Source organism: Pseudoalteromonas phenolica, from assembly GCF_005876835.1.
GTDB lineage: Bacteria > Pseudomonadota > Gammaproteobacteria > Enterobacterales > Alteromonadaceae > Pseudoalteromonas > Pseudoalteromonas phenolica_B.
Genome location: NZ_PPSW01000006.1, coordinates 108,404 through 125,031, shown reverse-complemented (window position 1 = coordinate 125,031; position 16,628 = coordinate 108,404). Strand labels below are relative to the sequence as shown.

Sequence of the window (16,628 nt, the reverse complement as noted above, 5' to 3'; positions counted from 1 at the left end):
CTGTGCGATTTATGCAATTGGTTTAAATTAAACCTATCGACACTTTACGTTAACGTAAAGTGTTATTCAACTGATCATAGATGAATAACACTTAATTTGCATAAATATTACTGGAAAGAAAAGAATACGCTATGTTATTAGCTTTTAATTCAGTTACTTATATGAAGTTTTCATTAATTTGCATAGGAATAACGGTTAATAATGCACGTTGACCTAGTGCAACTTTAGCATTTGGGAAAATAATGGCTTCACCTTCAACTTCTGCAAAATACTGCTTTTCGCCGTCATTTGCTAACAACTCACCCGTTGCAAAGCCTGTGAAGTTCACTGCGCTGTCAGGGAAAGTAAAGCTAAATGCTTCTTGTGTTCTATTAATCGTTCGATACACTTCGAACAACTCAAAGTCTTCAGAATTAAATTCCTTATATTCGACTTTTTCTTGGCTAATTAATGCAGTGAGAGTTTTCTTGGTTTTCTCAAAGCGAGCCATATCATTTTCACCAAAAGGCTTAACCTGTCCCAGCTCTATGGTAAATGCATCAGCTCCAAATTCATTTGAAGAAAAATAACTGAATGTCGTTGCCGGTGCTGCCATCATTAATACGGTGTTAACACCACAAGAAAGTAAGAACTGAAGTTGTGATTTTTTCCAAGGCTTGCCATTTAAAAACGGGTAAACTGCAAATTTCTCGTTTTTTGAACCTCGGATAGCCGTGTGTAAATCATAATGACAACGATAACGCCCAGCTTCTACCTCATTAAAAAAGTCAGACACATAAGTTTCTAATTCTTTTGCTCTGTCTCTTTCTGCATTGTGCACATCACCTTTGCTATGCGAACCACTGAACAAACGGTTCAAGTTCTCTTCTACAAATCGCTCACCAATATTAATTGACTTTGGATTACCAAAAATAAACAGCACACGTTGCTTAAGTTCTAATTTGCCTAAGATAATGTTTTGGATCAGTTCATCACAAATTTCAATGGGGGCAGTCTCATTACCATGAACCGCGCTTGATAAGACAATATCTTTTGTTGTTTTTGCACTAGGTGTGAATTTAATAACGCCCGTATCAAGTACATCAACTTGGGTACCATTTGCTAGTACAAATGATGTCGGTTCTAAATGAAATTCGTTTTCACGAGTGATAGATAAAAAGTCACCAGACTTTTTAAGTGTTTCAAGGTACATGCTGTCCCCTTTTGTGAGAGTGTATAAATAAAAAAGCCATGCTTAAGCATGGCTTTTATAGAATAAATTGTTTAGCTGATTACAGAATCAACAAGCGCTTTGGCCTCTTGTTCTAGTAACGCTAAATGTTCTTCACCTTTGAAAGATTCAAGGTAAATTTTGTAAATATCTTCAGTGCCTGATGGACGAGCAGCAAACCAGCCTGACTCAGTTACGACTTTTAAGCCACCAATTCCAGCTTTGTTACCTGGTGCTTCAGTGAGCTTTTCAACAATCTTGTCACCTGCTAGTGTATCTGCAGTCACATCTGCAGCACTAAGCGCTTTTAATTTTGCTTTTTGCGCTGCATTAGCGGGGGCATCAATACGTTTGTAAAGAGGCGCACCAAATTCTGCTTCAAGCTCTTTGTAACGTTCAGATGGTGTTTTACCGGTTACAGCTAAAATTTCTGCTGCAAGTAGACCTAAAATAAAGCCATCCTTATCGGTATTCCAAACACTTCCATCACGACGTAAGAATGACGCGCCTGCACTTTCTTCGCCACCGAATGCGAGCCACTGCTCACTTAGACCTTTTACAAACCATTTGAAACCAACAGGTACTTCAAACACTTCTTTATCTAATGATTTAACCACTTTGTCGATCATCGCCGAAGACACGAGTGTTTTACCCACTTTAATGTCTTTCGCCCAATCACGATGAGTCAGCAAATAATCAATTGCAACCGCTAAGAAATGATTTGGGTTCATTAAACCATCTTTGGTTACTATGCCATGGCGGTCATAATCTGGATCGTTACCGATACCAATATCGAAGTCATCTTTTAACGCAATTAAGTTTGCCATCGCATAAGGTGACGAACAATCCATGCGGATCTTGCCATCTTTATCTAAAGGCATAAATGCAAAACGCGGGTCAACTTCAGGATTTACAACGGTTAAATCAAGGCCATACTTTTCTTTAATTACAGGCCAGAAATTAATACCAGAACCACCCAGAGGATCGATACCAATTTTTACACCTGCTTTTGCAATAGCGTCTAGATCAACAATATTGATTAAATCTTCAACATAAGGTGTGATTAAATCTTCGTACTTAATGAAGCCAGATTGCTTAGCCTTCGCGAAAGGAAATAACTCAACTTCGACTAAATCTTCAAGCAATAACTGATTGGCTCTGTCTTCGATCCACTTTGTAATATCAGTATCAGCTGGGCCACCATTTGGCGGGTTATATTTGAAACCACCATCTTCAGGTGGATTGTGCGAAGGCGTAACAACAATACCATCACTTAATTCGTGTGGATGCGCTTTGTTGTAACACACAACCGAATGGCTGATCACAGGTGTTGGTGTATAGTCATCATTTTCTTGTGTAATGACTTGGACTTCATTCGCTACTAACACTTCTATGGCTGAGTTAAAAGCCGCTTCAGATAACGCATGTGTGTCTTTGCCTAAAAATAACGGACCAAAGATATTATTTTCTTTACGATAATCACAAATAGCTTGTGTAATCGCTAGAATATGAGACTCGTTAAACTTAACATTTAACGAACATCCACGGTGGCCTGATGTGCCAAAAGCAACACATTGCTCAGGGTTTTGTTCTAAATCTGGTTCATTTAAATAATATGCCGAGACAAGTTTTGGTATGTTCACTAATGTGTCGTGTTTTGCTGGTTTGCCAGCACCTGGATGGATAGACATAAAACGTCCTTATAGGTAATCTCTAATAGTTTCAGCGTCAGCTTCTTTGTACCCTAAACCTAGGGCAACCTCATGTAACATCATTTTCTTACGAGTGGTATTAGAATTGGTCATGACCCAATATTCACTGTCTGCAATATTTTTAGGGTTCATACTGCTGCCACTTTCTAATAAAGCTTCTTTACTTTTTGCAAAATAAATTCTATCACGGCCTTTGATTTCTAATACTGAATCAAAGCTGTCTTTATGGGTGCGGTGTAATGCACTTAAAATAAATAAAAATCGGCCTACTACACCTTTTTGCATAGCGAGCTCTTCTTTATTAAGAATATTAAAAACATTAGCAGTTTTAGTGGTCACTTTTGTGACGCTTTGTTCTTCAACTGTCTCTTGCTGTGGTTCTTCTTCTAATACAACATCATCAACTTCTGAAGATGTGTTGGGTGATAACTTTAATAAACGACGCAGAATGTCTGAGGCACTTTCACCAATGCTTTGCGTATTACTGGCGATATATTGATAAAGCTCGTCATCTATTTCTATTTTTTTCATGCTTTTCCTGTCATTACTGATTTTGGTGCATCGAGCTGATTATATAATGAAATGAGCCAAGACACTATGCCTTTGCATTTCACCAATACACTGGCAAAATTACCTCATAATTTATCGGAGTGCAAAATGCTATTAAATTTCAAGCAAACAGGAGCTGGTCCCGTTGTCGTGATCATGCATGGCCTATTCGGCTCATTAGAGAACCTTAACGTTATCGCAAAAGCCCTTAGCGAACATTACACTGTCATTAATATAGATTTAAGAAATCATGGTGTATCTTTTCATGAAGATGAAGTAAGTTACCCTGCTATGGCTCGAGATGTGCTCAATTTGCTTGATGAATTGAATATAGAAAATGCGCATATAATCGGCCATTCTATGGGTGGTAAAGTTGCAATGCAATTAGCCATGCTTGATGAAGCACGTGTTAATAAACTAGTGGTACTTGATATTGCACCTGTTGATTACCACCCTCGCCATAATTCAATTATTAATGCCCTGCAATCTGTTCAGAAACAAGGTGTCAGCTCGCGAAGTGAAGCTGACGCAATAATGAAAGAATTTATAGATGAGATGGGGGTTAGACAATTTTTATTAAAAAGCTTGTCTAAGTTTGAAAACGGTTACGCTTGGAAATTCAACTTAAATACCATTGTTGAAAACTATTCAAAGATCATTTCAAATATTAATGAGACTCATTCTTGCCAATGTGATACCTTATTTATTAAGGGGAATAATTCGGACTACATATTGCCAGAACATAGAGAAGCAATCGTCTCATTATTTCCAAAGTCGAAAGCAAAAGTCATCCATGGCGCTGGTCATTGGCTGCATGCTGAAAAACCACAAGCCGTAAATCGGTCAATTATTGATTTTCTTCAATAATTAGCGAGTTTTTCACTCACACTATTAAATTATGATACTCGGTTATGGTATAGTAGCCGCCGTTTAAATATTAGTTAGAGCAAGTATGGCCAATCAGTATATTCAACAGTTTGAAACTATGGGACTGTATTTCGGTTTAGCAGGCATCTTTTTCTTTATCGGAATGGCAATCAACGATGTTTTAAAAAAAGGTGATGTGCCTAAATTTGGTCGATATATTGTTTGGCTCGTATTGTTTCTAGGCTGTTCAGGTTTTATTGCGAAAGGGCTTATACAAGCATTTTGGCAAGGCGCTGGCGTAGGATAAACATGGCCAAGTCAGAAACAGATCGTACAACAATCGATCTTTTTGAAAATGAAAAACGTCCTGGTCGTCCTAAAACTAACCCGCTTCCACGTGAAGTGCAGTTAAAAGTTAATAAGCGGAACCAGATCAAACGTGATAAGGCAAGAGGGTTAAAGCGTATTGAGTTCAAAGTATCCTCTGAGCTTTACCAAGCTCTAAGTGATATGGCACAAGCGCAAAATATCAGTAGAAGCGCACTGATAGAAACCATTTTGCAAGAGAAATTAGCGAATAATAGATAGAAGGTAAGTATTACATGGCAAGCGTAGGTATTTTTTTCGGTAGCGATACTGGTAACACTGAACACGTTGCTAAGATGATTCAAAAAGAGCTTGGTAAAAAGCTTGTTGATGTAAAAGACATCGCTAAAAGTAGTAAAGAAGAAATTGCTGAGTTTGATTTAATCCTGTTTGGTATTCCAACTTGGTATTACGGTGAAGCACAGTGTGATTGGGATGATTTCTTCCCTGAGCTTGAAGAAGTTGATTTCGAAGGCAAGCTAGTTGCTATTTTCGGTTGTGGTGACCAAGAAGATTATGCTGAGTATTTCCTTGATGCAATGGGCATGATCAACGATATCGTTACTGAGCGAGGTGCTATTGTTGTAGGTCACTGGTCTACAGAAGGCTATGACTTCGAAGCCTCTAAAGCGATGGCTGATGATAATCACTTTGTTGGCTTGGGTATTGATGAAGACCGTCAACCAGAGTTAACAGAGCAACGTGTTAAAGCATGGTGTGCACAAGTATTTGATGAAATGTGCCTAAGTGAACTTGTTGACTAATCAATAAGTTTTGCACTTATAGTCAATGCACGTTACCTTTAGTAATGAAGTCGTGCTCATTGCTAGAGTAAAATAGAATTAATAAAATTACTGAGACAGATAATGACTGATCATAACTTAGAGTTGAAGAAAGCAGGGTTAAAAGTTACTTTGCCACGAATTAAAATTTTAGAAATCTTGCAGTCTCCTGATAATCAACATATCAGCGCTGAAGACGTTTATAAAATTTTATTAGATAAAGGCGAAGAAATTGGCCTTGCAACAGTTTATCGAGTTTTAAACCAGTTTGATGATGCAGGCATTGTTACTCGCCACCACTTTGAAGGTGGTAAATCTGTCTTTGAATTAGCGGGCAGCACTCACCACGATCACCTAGTATGCTTGAAGTGTGGCAAGGTTGTTGAATTTGAAGATGAAGTTATCGAAACCCGTCAGGTTGAGATTGCGACTCAAAATGGTATAAAATTGACTAACCACTCTTTATATCTTTACGGTGAATGTGAAGATGCAGAAGCGTGTAGAAAATACGCTGAAGAAAATAGCTAAATTTGAAAAGCCGACGTAAGTCGGCTTTTTATTGCTCTAATGTAAATATAAGCCCTTCCTATATACCTACTTAATACCTACTTACCTATCTTCAAACACTAACTTCTAAGTATGTTTGAATACAGCAATTAGAATTAGACAAGCACAAAGACAAAGTGAAAGACTCACCCACAACTTTACATATCTCGTTTGCTGACAAGCATTGTAATAACACTGTTTGGGATTTTCAGGATCAATTAGAATAAAAGTAGCCTGTTGCGCTTTAAATGATGCATATAAATCGGGCCTAAAGGCAGTTTGACAGCAATAACTAATTTCATTAAAAGTAAATTCAACTAAAAGACTCGACTCCCCTAACATTTCTAATGGCCCGGCTTTATGCTGTTTTACTTTAACCAAGTTATCAACTTGCACCTGTCGCCATATCCGCTTGTTTAATAGTTTCTTTTTGCTTTGAAACATAATAAATGTAGCGGTAAAAAATAACGAGGAAACGAGTATACTTAACCAGATCATCACTGTGTCTTATACACCAAATGCGCTGTTATAAGGTCGCTTAGCGCAGTACCAACTGATTTAAATAAGGTAATATCAGTTTTAGCTCTTAATGTATCAAATTGATGCATTTCACTAAGCTCAGCGATGATCTGCTGCTCCGAAAAAACGCCTTCTGAAATAGGAATGAGTATCTCCCCTGCTTCATTAAGCACGTTCTTTTTACTATCGACAAAGACTTTTGAACGAACAACACAAACGGAGTCACACTCTCTAAACTTTTTATGGTGATTGCCAATTAAGTCGATATGCGCGCCATCTGATACCCAATTACCATCAAACAAAGGATCATGCGCCCCCGTTCCACAACTGATGATATCAGCCGAACTAATCGTTGCTTGATTTGACTCGCCAATTAAGAATTCTACTTGTGAATACTTTTCAGCGAGTAACGCTCGCAGACTTTCTGCTTTGTCTGTGTTTCTGGCAATGATAGTCACTTTTTTAATATCACGTACACTCATATGTGCTTCAATCATGTAATGTGACAAGTTCCCTGACCCAAAGTACACCAAATGGGCACTATCTTGTCTTGATAGGTATTGACTTGCTAGCGCGGACACTGCTGCCGTTCGCCAAAGTGTCACACTCGTCCCATCTACCAATGCCAATGGCTCACCGTGACAGCGGTCAAACAACATAATTTTTGAATATAAGCTTTTATAGCCATGCTCTGCATTTGAAGGAAAATAAGTAAAAGATTTAACGCCGATAACTTCTTCATTCCACGCAGGTAAAACGGCAAAAGCATCATGGTTCTCTTCAAACTCTGATAATTCAAACACTTGCCTGGTCGGTGTGCCTGCAGGTCTTGAAAAGCCTTTTTTTAATGCGTCGATGGCCTTGTTGAAACTTAAACTAGCATGTACTTGTTGTTCGGAAACTATTTTCATTTCTTTTCCTTAATTAATCACAAACGATTTTGGTGCATGGGTTATAAACTCAAAACCATCATTGGTTACGAGTACATCATCTTCAATTCGAATACCACCAACGTCAGTTATATATACACCGGGCTCAATAGTAATAATATTGCCTGCTTCTAACCGATAATCTGTATTTGGATTTATGAAAGGCACTTCATGTAATGCCAAGCCAACACCATGCCCTAGTCCTTTGCCTGAATACTCTAAAAAACCAGCTTGAGCTAAAACATCTAATGAAACCTGATTAAGATGCTGACAATCGACCCCAGCTTTAAGACTCTCTAAAGATTTGCTTTGAGATGCCAAAACAGCCTCATACATAGCTTGTTGACGTGGGTTTGGCTCGCCATAAACATAAGTACGCGTCATATCTGAACGATAGCCATTTACCACAGCACCAAAATCAATCAATAATAAGTCACCATAATTAAGCTTTCTTTCTCCAGGCTTTCCATGGGGTAATGCACTTCGCTCAGCAAACAATAAAATGGTGTCGAAGCTTACCCCATCAGAGCCAAGCTTTTTCATTTTGTAGTCAAGCTCAGTAGCCAAATCTAATTCAGTCACCCCTGTTGAAACTTGTGTGAGCAAATCTGCTAGGGCCAAATCTGCAATAGCTGCTGCTTTTTTAATTGAAGCAACTTCGAACTCGTCTTTAACCATCCTGAGTTTTTCGATGCAGCCATCGAGTGATGAAACGTCATATGAGGCTAATTCATTCGCAATGGATAACCACACGCCATAATTGACGGCTTGGCTTTCAAATCCCGTCTTTTCGCGAGGTAATAAACGCTTGATACACGCGCCCAATGATTCTGAATCTCTGTCTCTGCAAATAATTTCACAACCATTGCTTTCTAATTTTGCCCGCTCGAAATATCGGTAATCAGTGATCAGCCATAGACCTTGTGTTGAAACGATGAGGTAAGCTGCGTTACCACTGTAGCCTGTTAGGTATAAGATGTTTTCATAATTAAACACCAACAAGTTTTTTACGCCTTTCTCTTGTAAAGCTACTAATAAACGTTGCTGACGTTGAAGATATCGTGTCTGCATTTGAGTTAAACCACCACCAATAATGGCAATAACATAACTCAAACAACAATTGTATACAATATTCTTTTGTTAACTTCGCATAAATGGCAAGGTATGCGAGTTAAAATTAGTTAAGTTTGGAAAGATATCAACCAACTCTGTGTTATCTAAACCAAACCACTGCGCCAAAGACGCAAAGTATTGCTCATTCGCAACTTGTGGGATCAAACGCCCCCCTCGCGTATCATTCGGGCCGTCTAGGTGTTGCGTCATCAGTGAACCATAAATTTCTCCGCCATTTACCGCGCCGCCCATAATGATTTGATTTCCCGCCCAACCATGATCAGTACCGTCACCATTCGACGTTAAAGTGCGGCCAAAGTCACTCATCGTAAATAAAGTGACATCATCGTTTGCATTAAGAGATGACATCGCAGTATTGAACTCTGACAAAGACTGAGATAAAGCGCCTAACAATGCAGGATGAGTAGTAAGCTGATTATCATGTGTATCAAAGCCTCCCATACTCACAAAGTAAATTTGCCTTTTTGCATTGAGTGTTTCTCTTACTGATATTGATTTAGCCACAGTATGCAGCTGTTGTGACAAACTGCTATCAGAAAAATAGTTACTTAGATCGACGCTCGATTCAATGGCACTGTTCATTGCTTCGGTATTAGTGATGGCATTTTGCATTTTTATACCATAAGCACTTGCTAGTGGATGGGTTGACTGGGCAAGTACCCTATTCATTAAGCTTTTGACATGCGAAGCACGATTTCCAGTGCCATTGATTGGATTTATTTTACTGACACCACTTCTGTGTAATGAAAATGGCGTTAGATTAACACTGGTCTGCCAAGGGTTAGTGCCCGATAATGAAATGTTGTTTACGAATGAACCACCTTGCTCTAATCGCTCTAATAGTCTTGCGCCCCAGCCGCTATTTAACGATACTTTTTCTCTTCCATGCATCCATGTAGCTTGCTGGTCGTTATGAGAAAATAAATGCTTAGGAAGAGGCACACTTTCATTTTGATAGTCTGCTTTGCTAGTTGGCACAATCAAGCTGCCTACACCGGATATAAAAGCTAAATTTTTATTATCAAAAATATTTTTTATTGAGCCCATAGCAGGATGAAGACCTACTCCACCAGCAAATTCAGTAACGGGAGATAGCTGGAGTGCATCTGTCACCGCTAAGTTTTGCCGACTTGCTTCATATAAAGTCCGCTGTTCGCCCTCTAACGGTACCAACATATTTAGTGAATCGTTACCACCAAATAGAAACACACAGACAAGCGCTTTGTGATCGTCAAAGTTGTAAGACAAAGATCCTTGAAAAGCCTGCAGTTGCAATTGAGTTAATGCGGCTACCGATACACCACCTTTCATACAATAAGATAAAAACTTTCTTCTATTCATGTCTGTCTCCTACTGCTGCAAGGTAAATTCAGGTGAAATTGAAATTAAATAAACAATATTCGAAATACGTTGATAGCTGTCGCGGCTTGCAAAAAACTCATCCATATCAATTAACGCTTGTCTCATTTCTTGTGACATATTACCGGCGAAAAACAGCAAATCGTACTTATCTAAGACTGCACTCAGCCCATTCATATTGATTAAGTCGTGGTCTTCTTGCATATATAAATAAAGACTGTTTTCATTTAACTCATTATGACGCTCAGCCACACGCCAAACGAGATCTGCATAGTGCGTGTTAATAATACCAACTAATGCTGCGTCATTCGCGATTTGCAGTTCGGGGGCAACAAGTTCAGTATCGGCTAATTCGCCTGGTTGATAATCTGGTCTAAAAAAATTGAATACCGATGGTGATTGCAAAGGGCCTTGACCATAAGTCGAAGGCAAATTCCAAGTGTAATAACGGTTGTTAAGGGTCTTAGCGTTAAAAACACGCCAGAACTGAACGGTTTTAAGTAAAGGTTCCTTTATTTTTCCAAAGTACGCGAGTGGAGTTCCTAGACCTCTTGCTTCATTATCTAAATAAATCGCTTTCACTGTGGCTGCTAAATCTCCCCTTATTCCTTCACCATTATCATTGAATACCATAGCGACTCGCTCAACGTAGCCAGGACTTGGGTTTGAAGTGATCAGTCTTTGTATTAGTTGCTTTGAGATAAATGGTGCGACATTATCGTGATTAAACAAATTATCTAACGCAATTTCTAGGCTTTGTTCCGCGCTCGTATTTGCTGGAATAACCTCACCATTTAGTAATGTTTTTTCAGCACTTGAGTGATAGTCTTCAAAAGCTTGCATTGGCAAAGTATAGTTTCGACTTGGTCGGCTCCATCTTGCGCTATACGCAAATGTCCAACCAGTAAACACTTTTGCAAACCCTTCAATTTCAGTTTGACCGTATGTTGGTATGATTTCGCCATTCTCATCTTGCTTATTCGTACCATTTAAATTTAGTTCGTTAAGACCTATAGTGAACAACTGCATAACTTCACGTGCATAATTCTCATCAGGGCGAATATTCCGCTCAGGATCCGCTTTTTCATTTCCTAGATGGCTTAGGTATACGCCCATTACTGGTGATAAGGTGACCTGCTCTAATAAGTCTCTATAATTTCCGAAAGCGTGTTGAAGTAAAATGTCATAATAAGCAGCCATGCCTTCTGGCTCACCACTGAGTGATGTATTTAGATCTGATACAACAAAGATTTCACTCAGGGCAAAAGCAACACGCTGTCTTAGCTGATCTTCTGCGTTCAAACTTGCTTTCCACCAAGCATCAATACGGTTAATTTGATTTGGCTCATCTCGGTCTGGGAAACTCTCAATGAGTGGACTGTGATACGTAATCGGGAGGTTAAACTGCTCATCAAGCCATTGTTCGTAACTTTTACCTGCAACTGCCAGAATTTCATTGTAAGTTGGTCCAAGGCTTGCTTGATGGAGAAGTCTTGAAGCTTGTGCATCATTCATATTCTTCAATACTGAAAATCTAACTTCTTGTTGTGTGGAAAGACCAGCTGAATTGGTCACTGTCACTAAGAAATGATACTTTTCATCTAGAGCTGTGGAATTGTTAGAAGCAGTAAACTCTAACGAATCAGTCGTTGTCAGTGCGATTTCAGGTCCTGATAATTGTTCCCATACAAAGCTAACTTGTTGTGTGCCTTGCTCTGATACCTCGACGTTAACTTTAACTATTTCACCTTGTTTGAATGTATTTGAATCTAATTTTATGGCAATAACAGGTGCTTTGACTTCATCGCTGCTGTCATTGCCTGAATCATTGTTCGAACCACCAGAGTCGTCACCGGAACCCTCTCCATCCCCATCAGAACCTGAGCCACCTCCATTATCAGAATCAGATATTATAGGTTCAGGAACTTGTTCTTCTGCCTCAGTTCCTCCGCCACACCCTGTTATCAAGGAGGCTATCAATATTATATAAACGTACCTAGCGAACATGTGTAATTATTCCGATTCGAACAATTAATAAACTTTAGTACTAACTAGAAAATGTTGAAATACGAATATTTGAGTAAATTTAGATTTTTACACTAAACATCTTTTTTATTTGAAAGAAATTTATCCTTTAAATGATAAAATCATGTCAAAAGCAAATTTGCTAGAGAATACATTGAATAAATCTACCCACATTCCACAGAATTTCATCGACGATGTAAAAACCTATTTGCCTAACAGCTTAAGTATTGAATCTTTCATTGAGTATTGTCAAAAACCGCTTAGACGCTCAGTCAGAGTGAATACATTGAAGATGACAGTCACTGAATTTAAGCAGTATTGCTCAGCGAATAATTGGATAATTGAAGCTGTACCTTGGTGTGACACAGGTTTTTGGCTTGAGCGAAGTGCTGAAGAGGAAGAGGCACTTCCTCTGGGCAGTACGGATATTCATTTGAGTGGTGGTATTTATGTTCAAGAGGCCAGCTCAATGTTGCCACCTATGGCTCTTGAATCAAGTTTAAAACAAGACGACATAGTCCTAGATATGGCTGCTGCCCCCGGGTCAAAAACATCGCAAATAGCCGCAATGATGAATAACAAAGGAATTCTGGTTGCAAACGAGCTTTCATCTTCACGACTAAAAGTACTTGCAGCCAATATGAAGCGTATGGGCGTGCATAACTGTGCTCTGTCTCATTTTGACGGTGCTGTCTTTGGCGATTATATGTTTGAGTGTTTCGATAACATTCAGCTTGATGCGCCTTGTTCTGGTGAAGGCACAGTCAGAAAAGACGCTGATGCTTTAAAAAATTGGTCTGTTGAGTCAAATATTGATATTGCCAATGTACAAAAACAACTTATCAAGAGCGCATTCTTTGCTCTGAAACCCGGTGGCTCTTTAATTTACTCAACCTGTACACTCACGCCTGTTGAAAACCAAGCTGTTTGCCTGTATCTGCTTGAGCAATTTGGCGACTATGTTGAAATCGAGCCATTAAATACACTTTTTGAAAACGCAGACAAAGCCTGTACTTCAGAAGGCTATTTGCATGTATGGCCGCAGATTTTTGACAGTGAAGGCTTTTTCATCGCTAAATTCAAAAAATTAAACTCGGTTGAAAACCCGAATTTAAAGACCAAAAAAGGCGCTTTCCCATTCTCATCGGCTGATAAAAAGTTAGCACAAACCTTCATGTCAGCAATAAAAAAGCAATTTGGTATTAAATCACTACCGGGGGAGCTGACAGTTCGAGACAAGGAGCTCTGGCTTTTTCCTGAACAATTCTCTGACATAGAAAACAAGATCAAATATTCTCGTATCGGGATCAAGTTAGGCACAACCCATAAAAATGGCGTACGGCTTGAACATGAATTTGCAACAGCACTTGGGAAACATGCAAAAAATAACACCTATGCGCTTACCCAATCACAAGCTGCAGATTATTATCAAGGCAAAGATATTCGACTTGAAACAGTCTCTAATCACAGTGGAGAGGTAATTTTAACCCTTTGTGGCGCACCAATAGGCTTGGGGAAATGGCAGAAAAATAAAATTAAAAACTCATTACCTAGAGATTTGGTTATGAATAATAGAGTTATTGAATGGTCGCGCTAACAGTCGAATTAAGTTTTTAGACTAAATTCTTATAAGGATATATACCACTGATAGTTATAGAGTTTATTTTGTGTTGTTTATTTGTAGTTTTTGTTAAGAGTTAACTACAATTAAATTACTTTCTTACTTCTCCCTGATTGTTAGAAAGGTGTTTTAAGTTAACGCATTGGCTCAAATGAGCCGTCCCCTAAGCCCAGAGTAACCTGTACTCTGGGTCTTTTTTTGCATTAAATATGCGAATAAAGCAATTCAATACTTAGATTAGATCGCACTTTGACGACATATTGGACGTAAAAAACGTTGAATCGCATTCAAGCCAACAGAGGTTGAACGTACATCTGTTGAAGATGGGAATGGTCCACCATGGTTCATTGATGCACAAACTTCAACGCCCGTAGGCATTTGATTCTCTATTAAACGCCCTACTTTGTATTGTAGATCTTCACTTAGATCAGACGCAGACGCCAAATCACTGCCCGTACCATGAATTGAGGCTGTTAACTGACCTTCTAGACCATCTATTAAAGTTTCTAGCTGAGCCAAAGAGTCGAAGGTCACTAACATAGCAGCAGGACCAAATACCTCTTCATGTAATGCTGGCGTATTCAAGTAGGTGTCGATATCCGTTTTAAAAATATGGGCATTTGCATGAAACGCTTCAGATAATTCTGCCGCAGCCAAAAGCTCTACACCCTCGATATCTGAGCGCTCGACCATGGCTTGTTTGAAGCTATTCAGAATATTTGGGGATAATAAAGTATCTGAACTGCTTGCAGCCACAGTTTTCTTAACGCTTTCTACTAATGCAACTGAGCTGTTTGGTACTAACCAAAGACCTGGGCTAGTACAAAATTGGCCATTGCCCATCAACATTGAATTACATAAGTTTGCACCAAGCTCTTCGCCATTTTGTTCTGCCATTTCTGGTAACACAAACTGTGGATTAATACTGCCTAACTCGCCATAGAATGGAATAGTTTCTTTACGTGTATTAATCGTCTCGATTAATTTACTCGCGACAGACATTGAGCCCGTGAAACCAACTGCTTTAACTGGCTCGGCAGCAACAAGCGCATGTGCCATATCGTATTTCTTAGCTTGGATCATTGAAAATACACCTTTTGGCATATCACACTTTTCAATCGCTTTTTCAATCGCTCGGGTCATTAACTCGCTGGTTGCTGGGTGCGCAGTATGGCTCTTCATTACAACAGGGCAACCTGCAGCAAGCGCCGATGCCGTATCACCACCAAGCGTCGAGAACGCATAAGGGAAGTTTGAGGCACCAAAAACAGCAACCACACCAACAGGAATAAAATCAAGTTGGGTACGAGGCTTAGCAAGAGGTGCGCGTGCGGGGTCTGCTTCGTCTAATACACTTAGGTTCACAATGCCGTTTTGGCTTAGCTCTAAACCTTGAGCAAAAGCACGTAACTGATTCATAGTGCGTCCGCGCTCGCCTTGTAAACGGGCAAACGGTAGGTTTGTCTCTTCGTGCGTTACTTCTAATAATTTATCACCAAGGGCTTCTATTTCATCTGCAATAGCATGCAAGAATGTTGCACGCTCAATAAGAGAAGTCTTTCTATAAACTTTAAATGCTTTTTCAGCTTCATTGATCGCTGTTGCAAGCATGTCTTGGCTTGCTTCGAAAAACTGAGTATCGATTGGCTCATGGCGCTTTGGTGAAAAGGCATGAAATACTGATGCGTCCGCATCCTTTAACCATTCACCTGCGATAAAACTTGCACCGCTAATTTCCATCTTTTTCTCCTCAATGAAAAAACCAGCTACTAATTGCTGGTTTTAGTCTAGTTTAAATTTGTTATACAACTTGGAAGCCAAAAGCATACGGGTCACTGTCATCCACGCTAATGTTGCTAGTGCCCGTTACTTTCGACCATCCTTTGATACTTGGTAGAATTGCTGTTTTACCTGCTACTTCCGTAACACCTTCGATGCAACCTACGAACTGGCTGCCGATGTAACTTTCGTGTACAAAATCTACACCTGGCTGTAATTTACCTTTGGCAAATAGCTGCGCCATTCTCGCGCTGGTGCCGGTGCCGCAAGGCGATCTGTCGATGGCTTTATCACCATAGAAAACCGCATTGGCTGCGCTTGATTCTGCATGTTTTGGTTTGCCAGTCCAAAGAAGATGCGACGCACCTTTTACGGTTGGATCTTCAGGGTGCACGCACTCAAGCAACTCATTGATTGCTGTGCGAACAAGCGGACTATATTTAAGAATTTCTGCGGCAGACCAATTTTCAATACCCGGGAAGTTTTCCTGTGGCTCAACAATAATGTAGTAGTTACCACCATAAGAGATATCAACCGTTAACTTGCCAAGCTCTGGCACTTCAACTTCAATACTTTCATAGGCTAAGAAAGCTGGCACATTGAATATTTTTACCCATTCAACTTTGCCATCAATCATTGAGTATTCTGCATTTACACGCCCTGCTGGCGTATCAAGTTTTAATTTACCAGGTACTTTTGGATGCATTTGTGCATTTTCAAGTGCAAATGTCACAGTGCCTATGGTGCCGTGACCACACATAGGTAAACAGCCAGAGGTTTCAACAAATAAAATAGCTGCATCGCCATCATCTGTTGTCGGTGGATAAATAAATGAACCTGACATCATATCGTGCCCGCGCGGCTCAAACATCAGTGATTGACGGATCCAATCAAACTCGGCAAGAAAGTGCTGACGTTTTTCGCTCATCGTTTCACCCTTAAGATATGGGTGACCACTGGTGATTAAGCGTACAGGGTTGCCACAAGTATGGCCATCGATACAAGCAAATGTCCCTTTACGCATATTAATAACCCTGCTTGACTAAGCTAAGAACCGTATTCGTGTTCATAGCATTTTGGAATTGATTAGTGAAAATATCATTTAATTGCGGAGCAACTACTGAATACAGAACTTGGCAATTAATGTTCATTGTCTTTCCTCTTTACCTTTTATGGTTTACATCCTACGCATATTGTATACAATGTTCAATATTCTGCTATGTATTTTTC

At 39.5% G+C, this 16,628-nt stretch carries 15 protein-coding genes; 6 read left to right on the top strand and 9 right to left on the bottom strand.

Features of this window, described 5'->3' with window-relative positions:
• Positions 1-157: 157 nt before the first annotated feature.
• From astE to seqA, 3 genes are all read right to left on the bottom strand, one after another.
• A complete protein-coding gene (astE, locus tag C1E24_RS03110; RefSeq protein WP_138478633.1) occupies positions 158-1,192 on the bottom strand; it encodes a succinylglutamate desuccinylase in 1,035 nt (344 codons plus the stop codon).
• Between the two features lie 71 nt (positions 1,193-1,263).
• The gene (gene pgm, locus C1E24_RS03105) at positions 1,264-2,901 is read right to left on the bottom strand and encodes a phosphoglucomutase (alpha-D-glucose-1,6-bisphosphate-dependent) (protein ID WP_138478631.1); all 1,638 of its coding nucleotides are present in this window, start codon (positions 2,899-2,901) and stop codon (positions 1,264-1,266) included.
• Positions 2,902-2,910: 9 nt separating this feature from the next.
• Positions 2,911-3,453 carry a replication initiation negative regulator SeqA gene (seqA, locus tag C1E24_RS03100; RefSeq protein ID WP_138478629.1) on the bottom strand — a complete coding sequence of 181 codons (543 nt, stop codon included), beginning with the start codon at positions 3,451-3,453 and terminating at the stop codon, positions 2,911-2,913.
• Between the two features lie 126 nt (positions 3,454-3,579).
• Between seqA and C1E24_RS03095 the strand changes: the two genes are divergently transcribed.
• The 5 genes from C1E24_RS03095 to fur all read left to right on the top strand — a co-directional run bounded on the left by C1E24_RS03095 (position 3,580) and on the right by fur (position 6,014).
• Positions 3,580-4,338 carry an alpha/beta fold hydrolase gene (locus C1E24_RS03095; protein ID WP_138478627.1) on the top strand — a complete coding sequence of 253 codons (759 nt, stop codon included), beginning with the start codon at positions 3,580-3,582 and terminating at the stop codon, positions 4,336-4,338.
• A gap of 85 nt (positions 4,339-4,423) precedes the next feature.
• Positions 4,424-4,645: a DUF2788 domain-containing protein gene (locus C1E24_RS03090; RefSeq protein WP_058029912.1), complete on the top strand. Its 222-nt coding sequence runs from the start codon at positions 4,424-4,426 to the stop codon at positions 4,643-4,645.
• A gap of 2 nt (positions 4,646-4,647) precedes the next feature.
• Complete coding sequence (gene ybfE / locus C1E24_RS03085) at positions 4,648-4,926, top strand: LexA regulated protein (RefSeq protein ID WP_058029913.1); 279 nt, start codon at positions 4,648-4,650, stop codon at positions 4,924-4,926.
• 14 nt (positions 4,927-4,940) lie between these two features.
• A complete protein-coding gene (gene fldA / locus C1E24_RS03080; protein WP_058029914.1) occupies positions 4,941-5,468 on the top strand; it encodes a flavodoxin FldA in 528 nt (175 codons plus the stop codon).
• Between the two features lie 102 nt (positions 5,469-5,570).
• Positions 5,571-6,014 carry a ferric iron uptake transcriptional regulator gene (fur, locus tag C1E24_RS03075; protein WP_138478625.1) on the top strand — a complete coding sequence of 148 codons (444 nt, stop codon included), beginning with the start codon at positions 5,571-5,573 and terminating at the stop codon, positions 6,012-6,014.
• 515 nt (positions 6,015-6,529) lie between these two features.
• Here the strand turns inward: fur and C1E24_RS03070 are convergent.
• Genes C1E24_RS03070 through C1E24_RS03055 form a run of 4 tightly spaced genes read right to left on the bottom strand, consistent with a single transcriptional unit; the run spans position 6,530 to position 11,980 of the window.
• On the bottom strand, positions 6,530-7,462 hold the full coding sequence (locus tag C1E24_RS03070; protein WP_138478623.1) for an ornithine cyclodeaminase family protein: 933 nt from the start codon (positions 7,460-7,462) through the stop codon (positions 6,530-6,532).
• Positions 7,463-7,471: 9 nt separating this feature from the next.
• Positions 7,472-8,593, bottom strand: a complete 1,122-nt coding sequence (locus C1E24_RS03065) for a M24 family metallopeptidase (protein ID WP_346765665.1) — start codon at positions 8,591-8,593, stop codon at positions 7,472-7,474.
• A gap of 27 nt (positions 8,594-8,620) precedes the next feature.
• Positions 8,621-9,955, bottom strand: coding sequence for a DUF1501 domain-containing protein (locus C1E24_RS03060; RefSeq protein WP_138478622.1), 1,335 nt, complete (start codon positions 9,953-9,955; stop codon positions 8,621-8,623).
• A 9-nt stretch (positions 9,956-9,964) separates the two neighbouring features.
• A complete protein-coding gene (locus tag C1E24_RS03055; protein ID WP_206078120.1) occupies positions 9,965-11,980 on the bottom strand; it encodes a DUF1800 domain-containing protein in 2,016 nt (671 codons plus the stop codon).
• Positions 11,981-12,152: 172 nt separating this feature from the next.
• On the opposite strand from C1E24_RS03055, the gene rsmF reads away from it, so the two are divergent.
• Positions 12,153-13,595, top strand: coding sequence for a 16S rRNA (cytosine(1407)-C(5))-methyltransferase RsmF (rsmF, locus tag C1E24_RS03050; protein WP_138478912.1), 1,443 nt, complete (start codon positions 12,153-12,155; stop codon positions 13,593-13,595).
• A 261-nt stretch (positions 13,596-13,856) separates the two neighbouring features.
• Here rsmF and C1E24_RS03045 read toward each other — a convergent pair whose 3' ends face one another.
• Complete coding sequence (locus C1E24_RS03045; RefSeq protein ID WP_138478620.1) at positions 13,857-15,359, bottom strand: aldehyde dehydrogenase (NADP(+)); 1,503 nt, start codon at positions 15,357-15,359, stop codon at positions 13,857-13,859.
• A gap of 61 nt (positions 15,360-15,420) precedes the next feature.
• Positions 15,421-16,422: a 4-hydroxyproline epimerase gene (locus C1E24_RS03040; protein WP_138478618.1), complete on the bottom strand. Its 1,002-nt coding sequence runs from the start codon at positions 16,420-16,422 to the stop codon at positions 15,421-15,423.
• Positions 16,423-16,628: the final 206 nt, after the last annotated feature.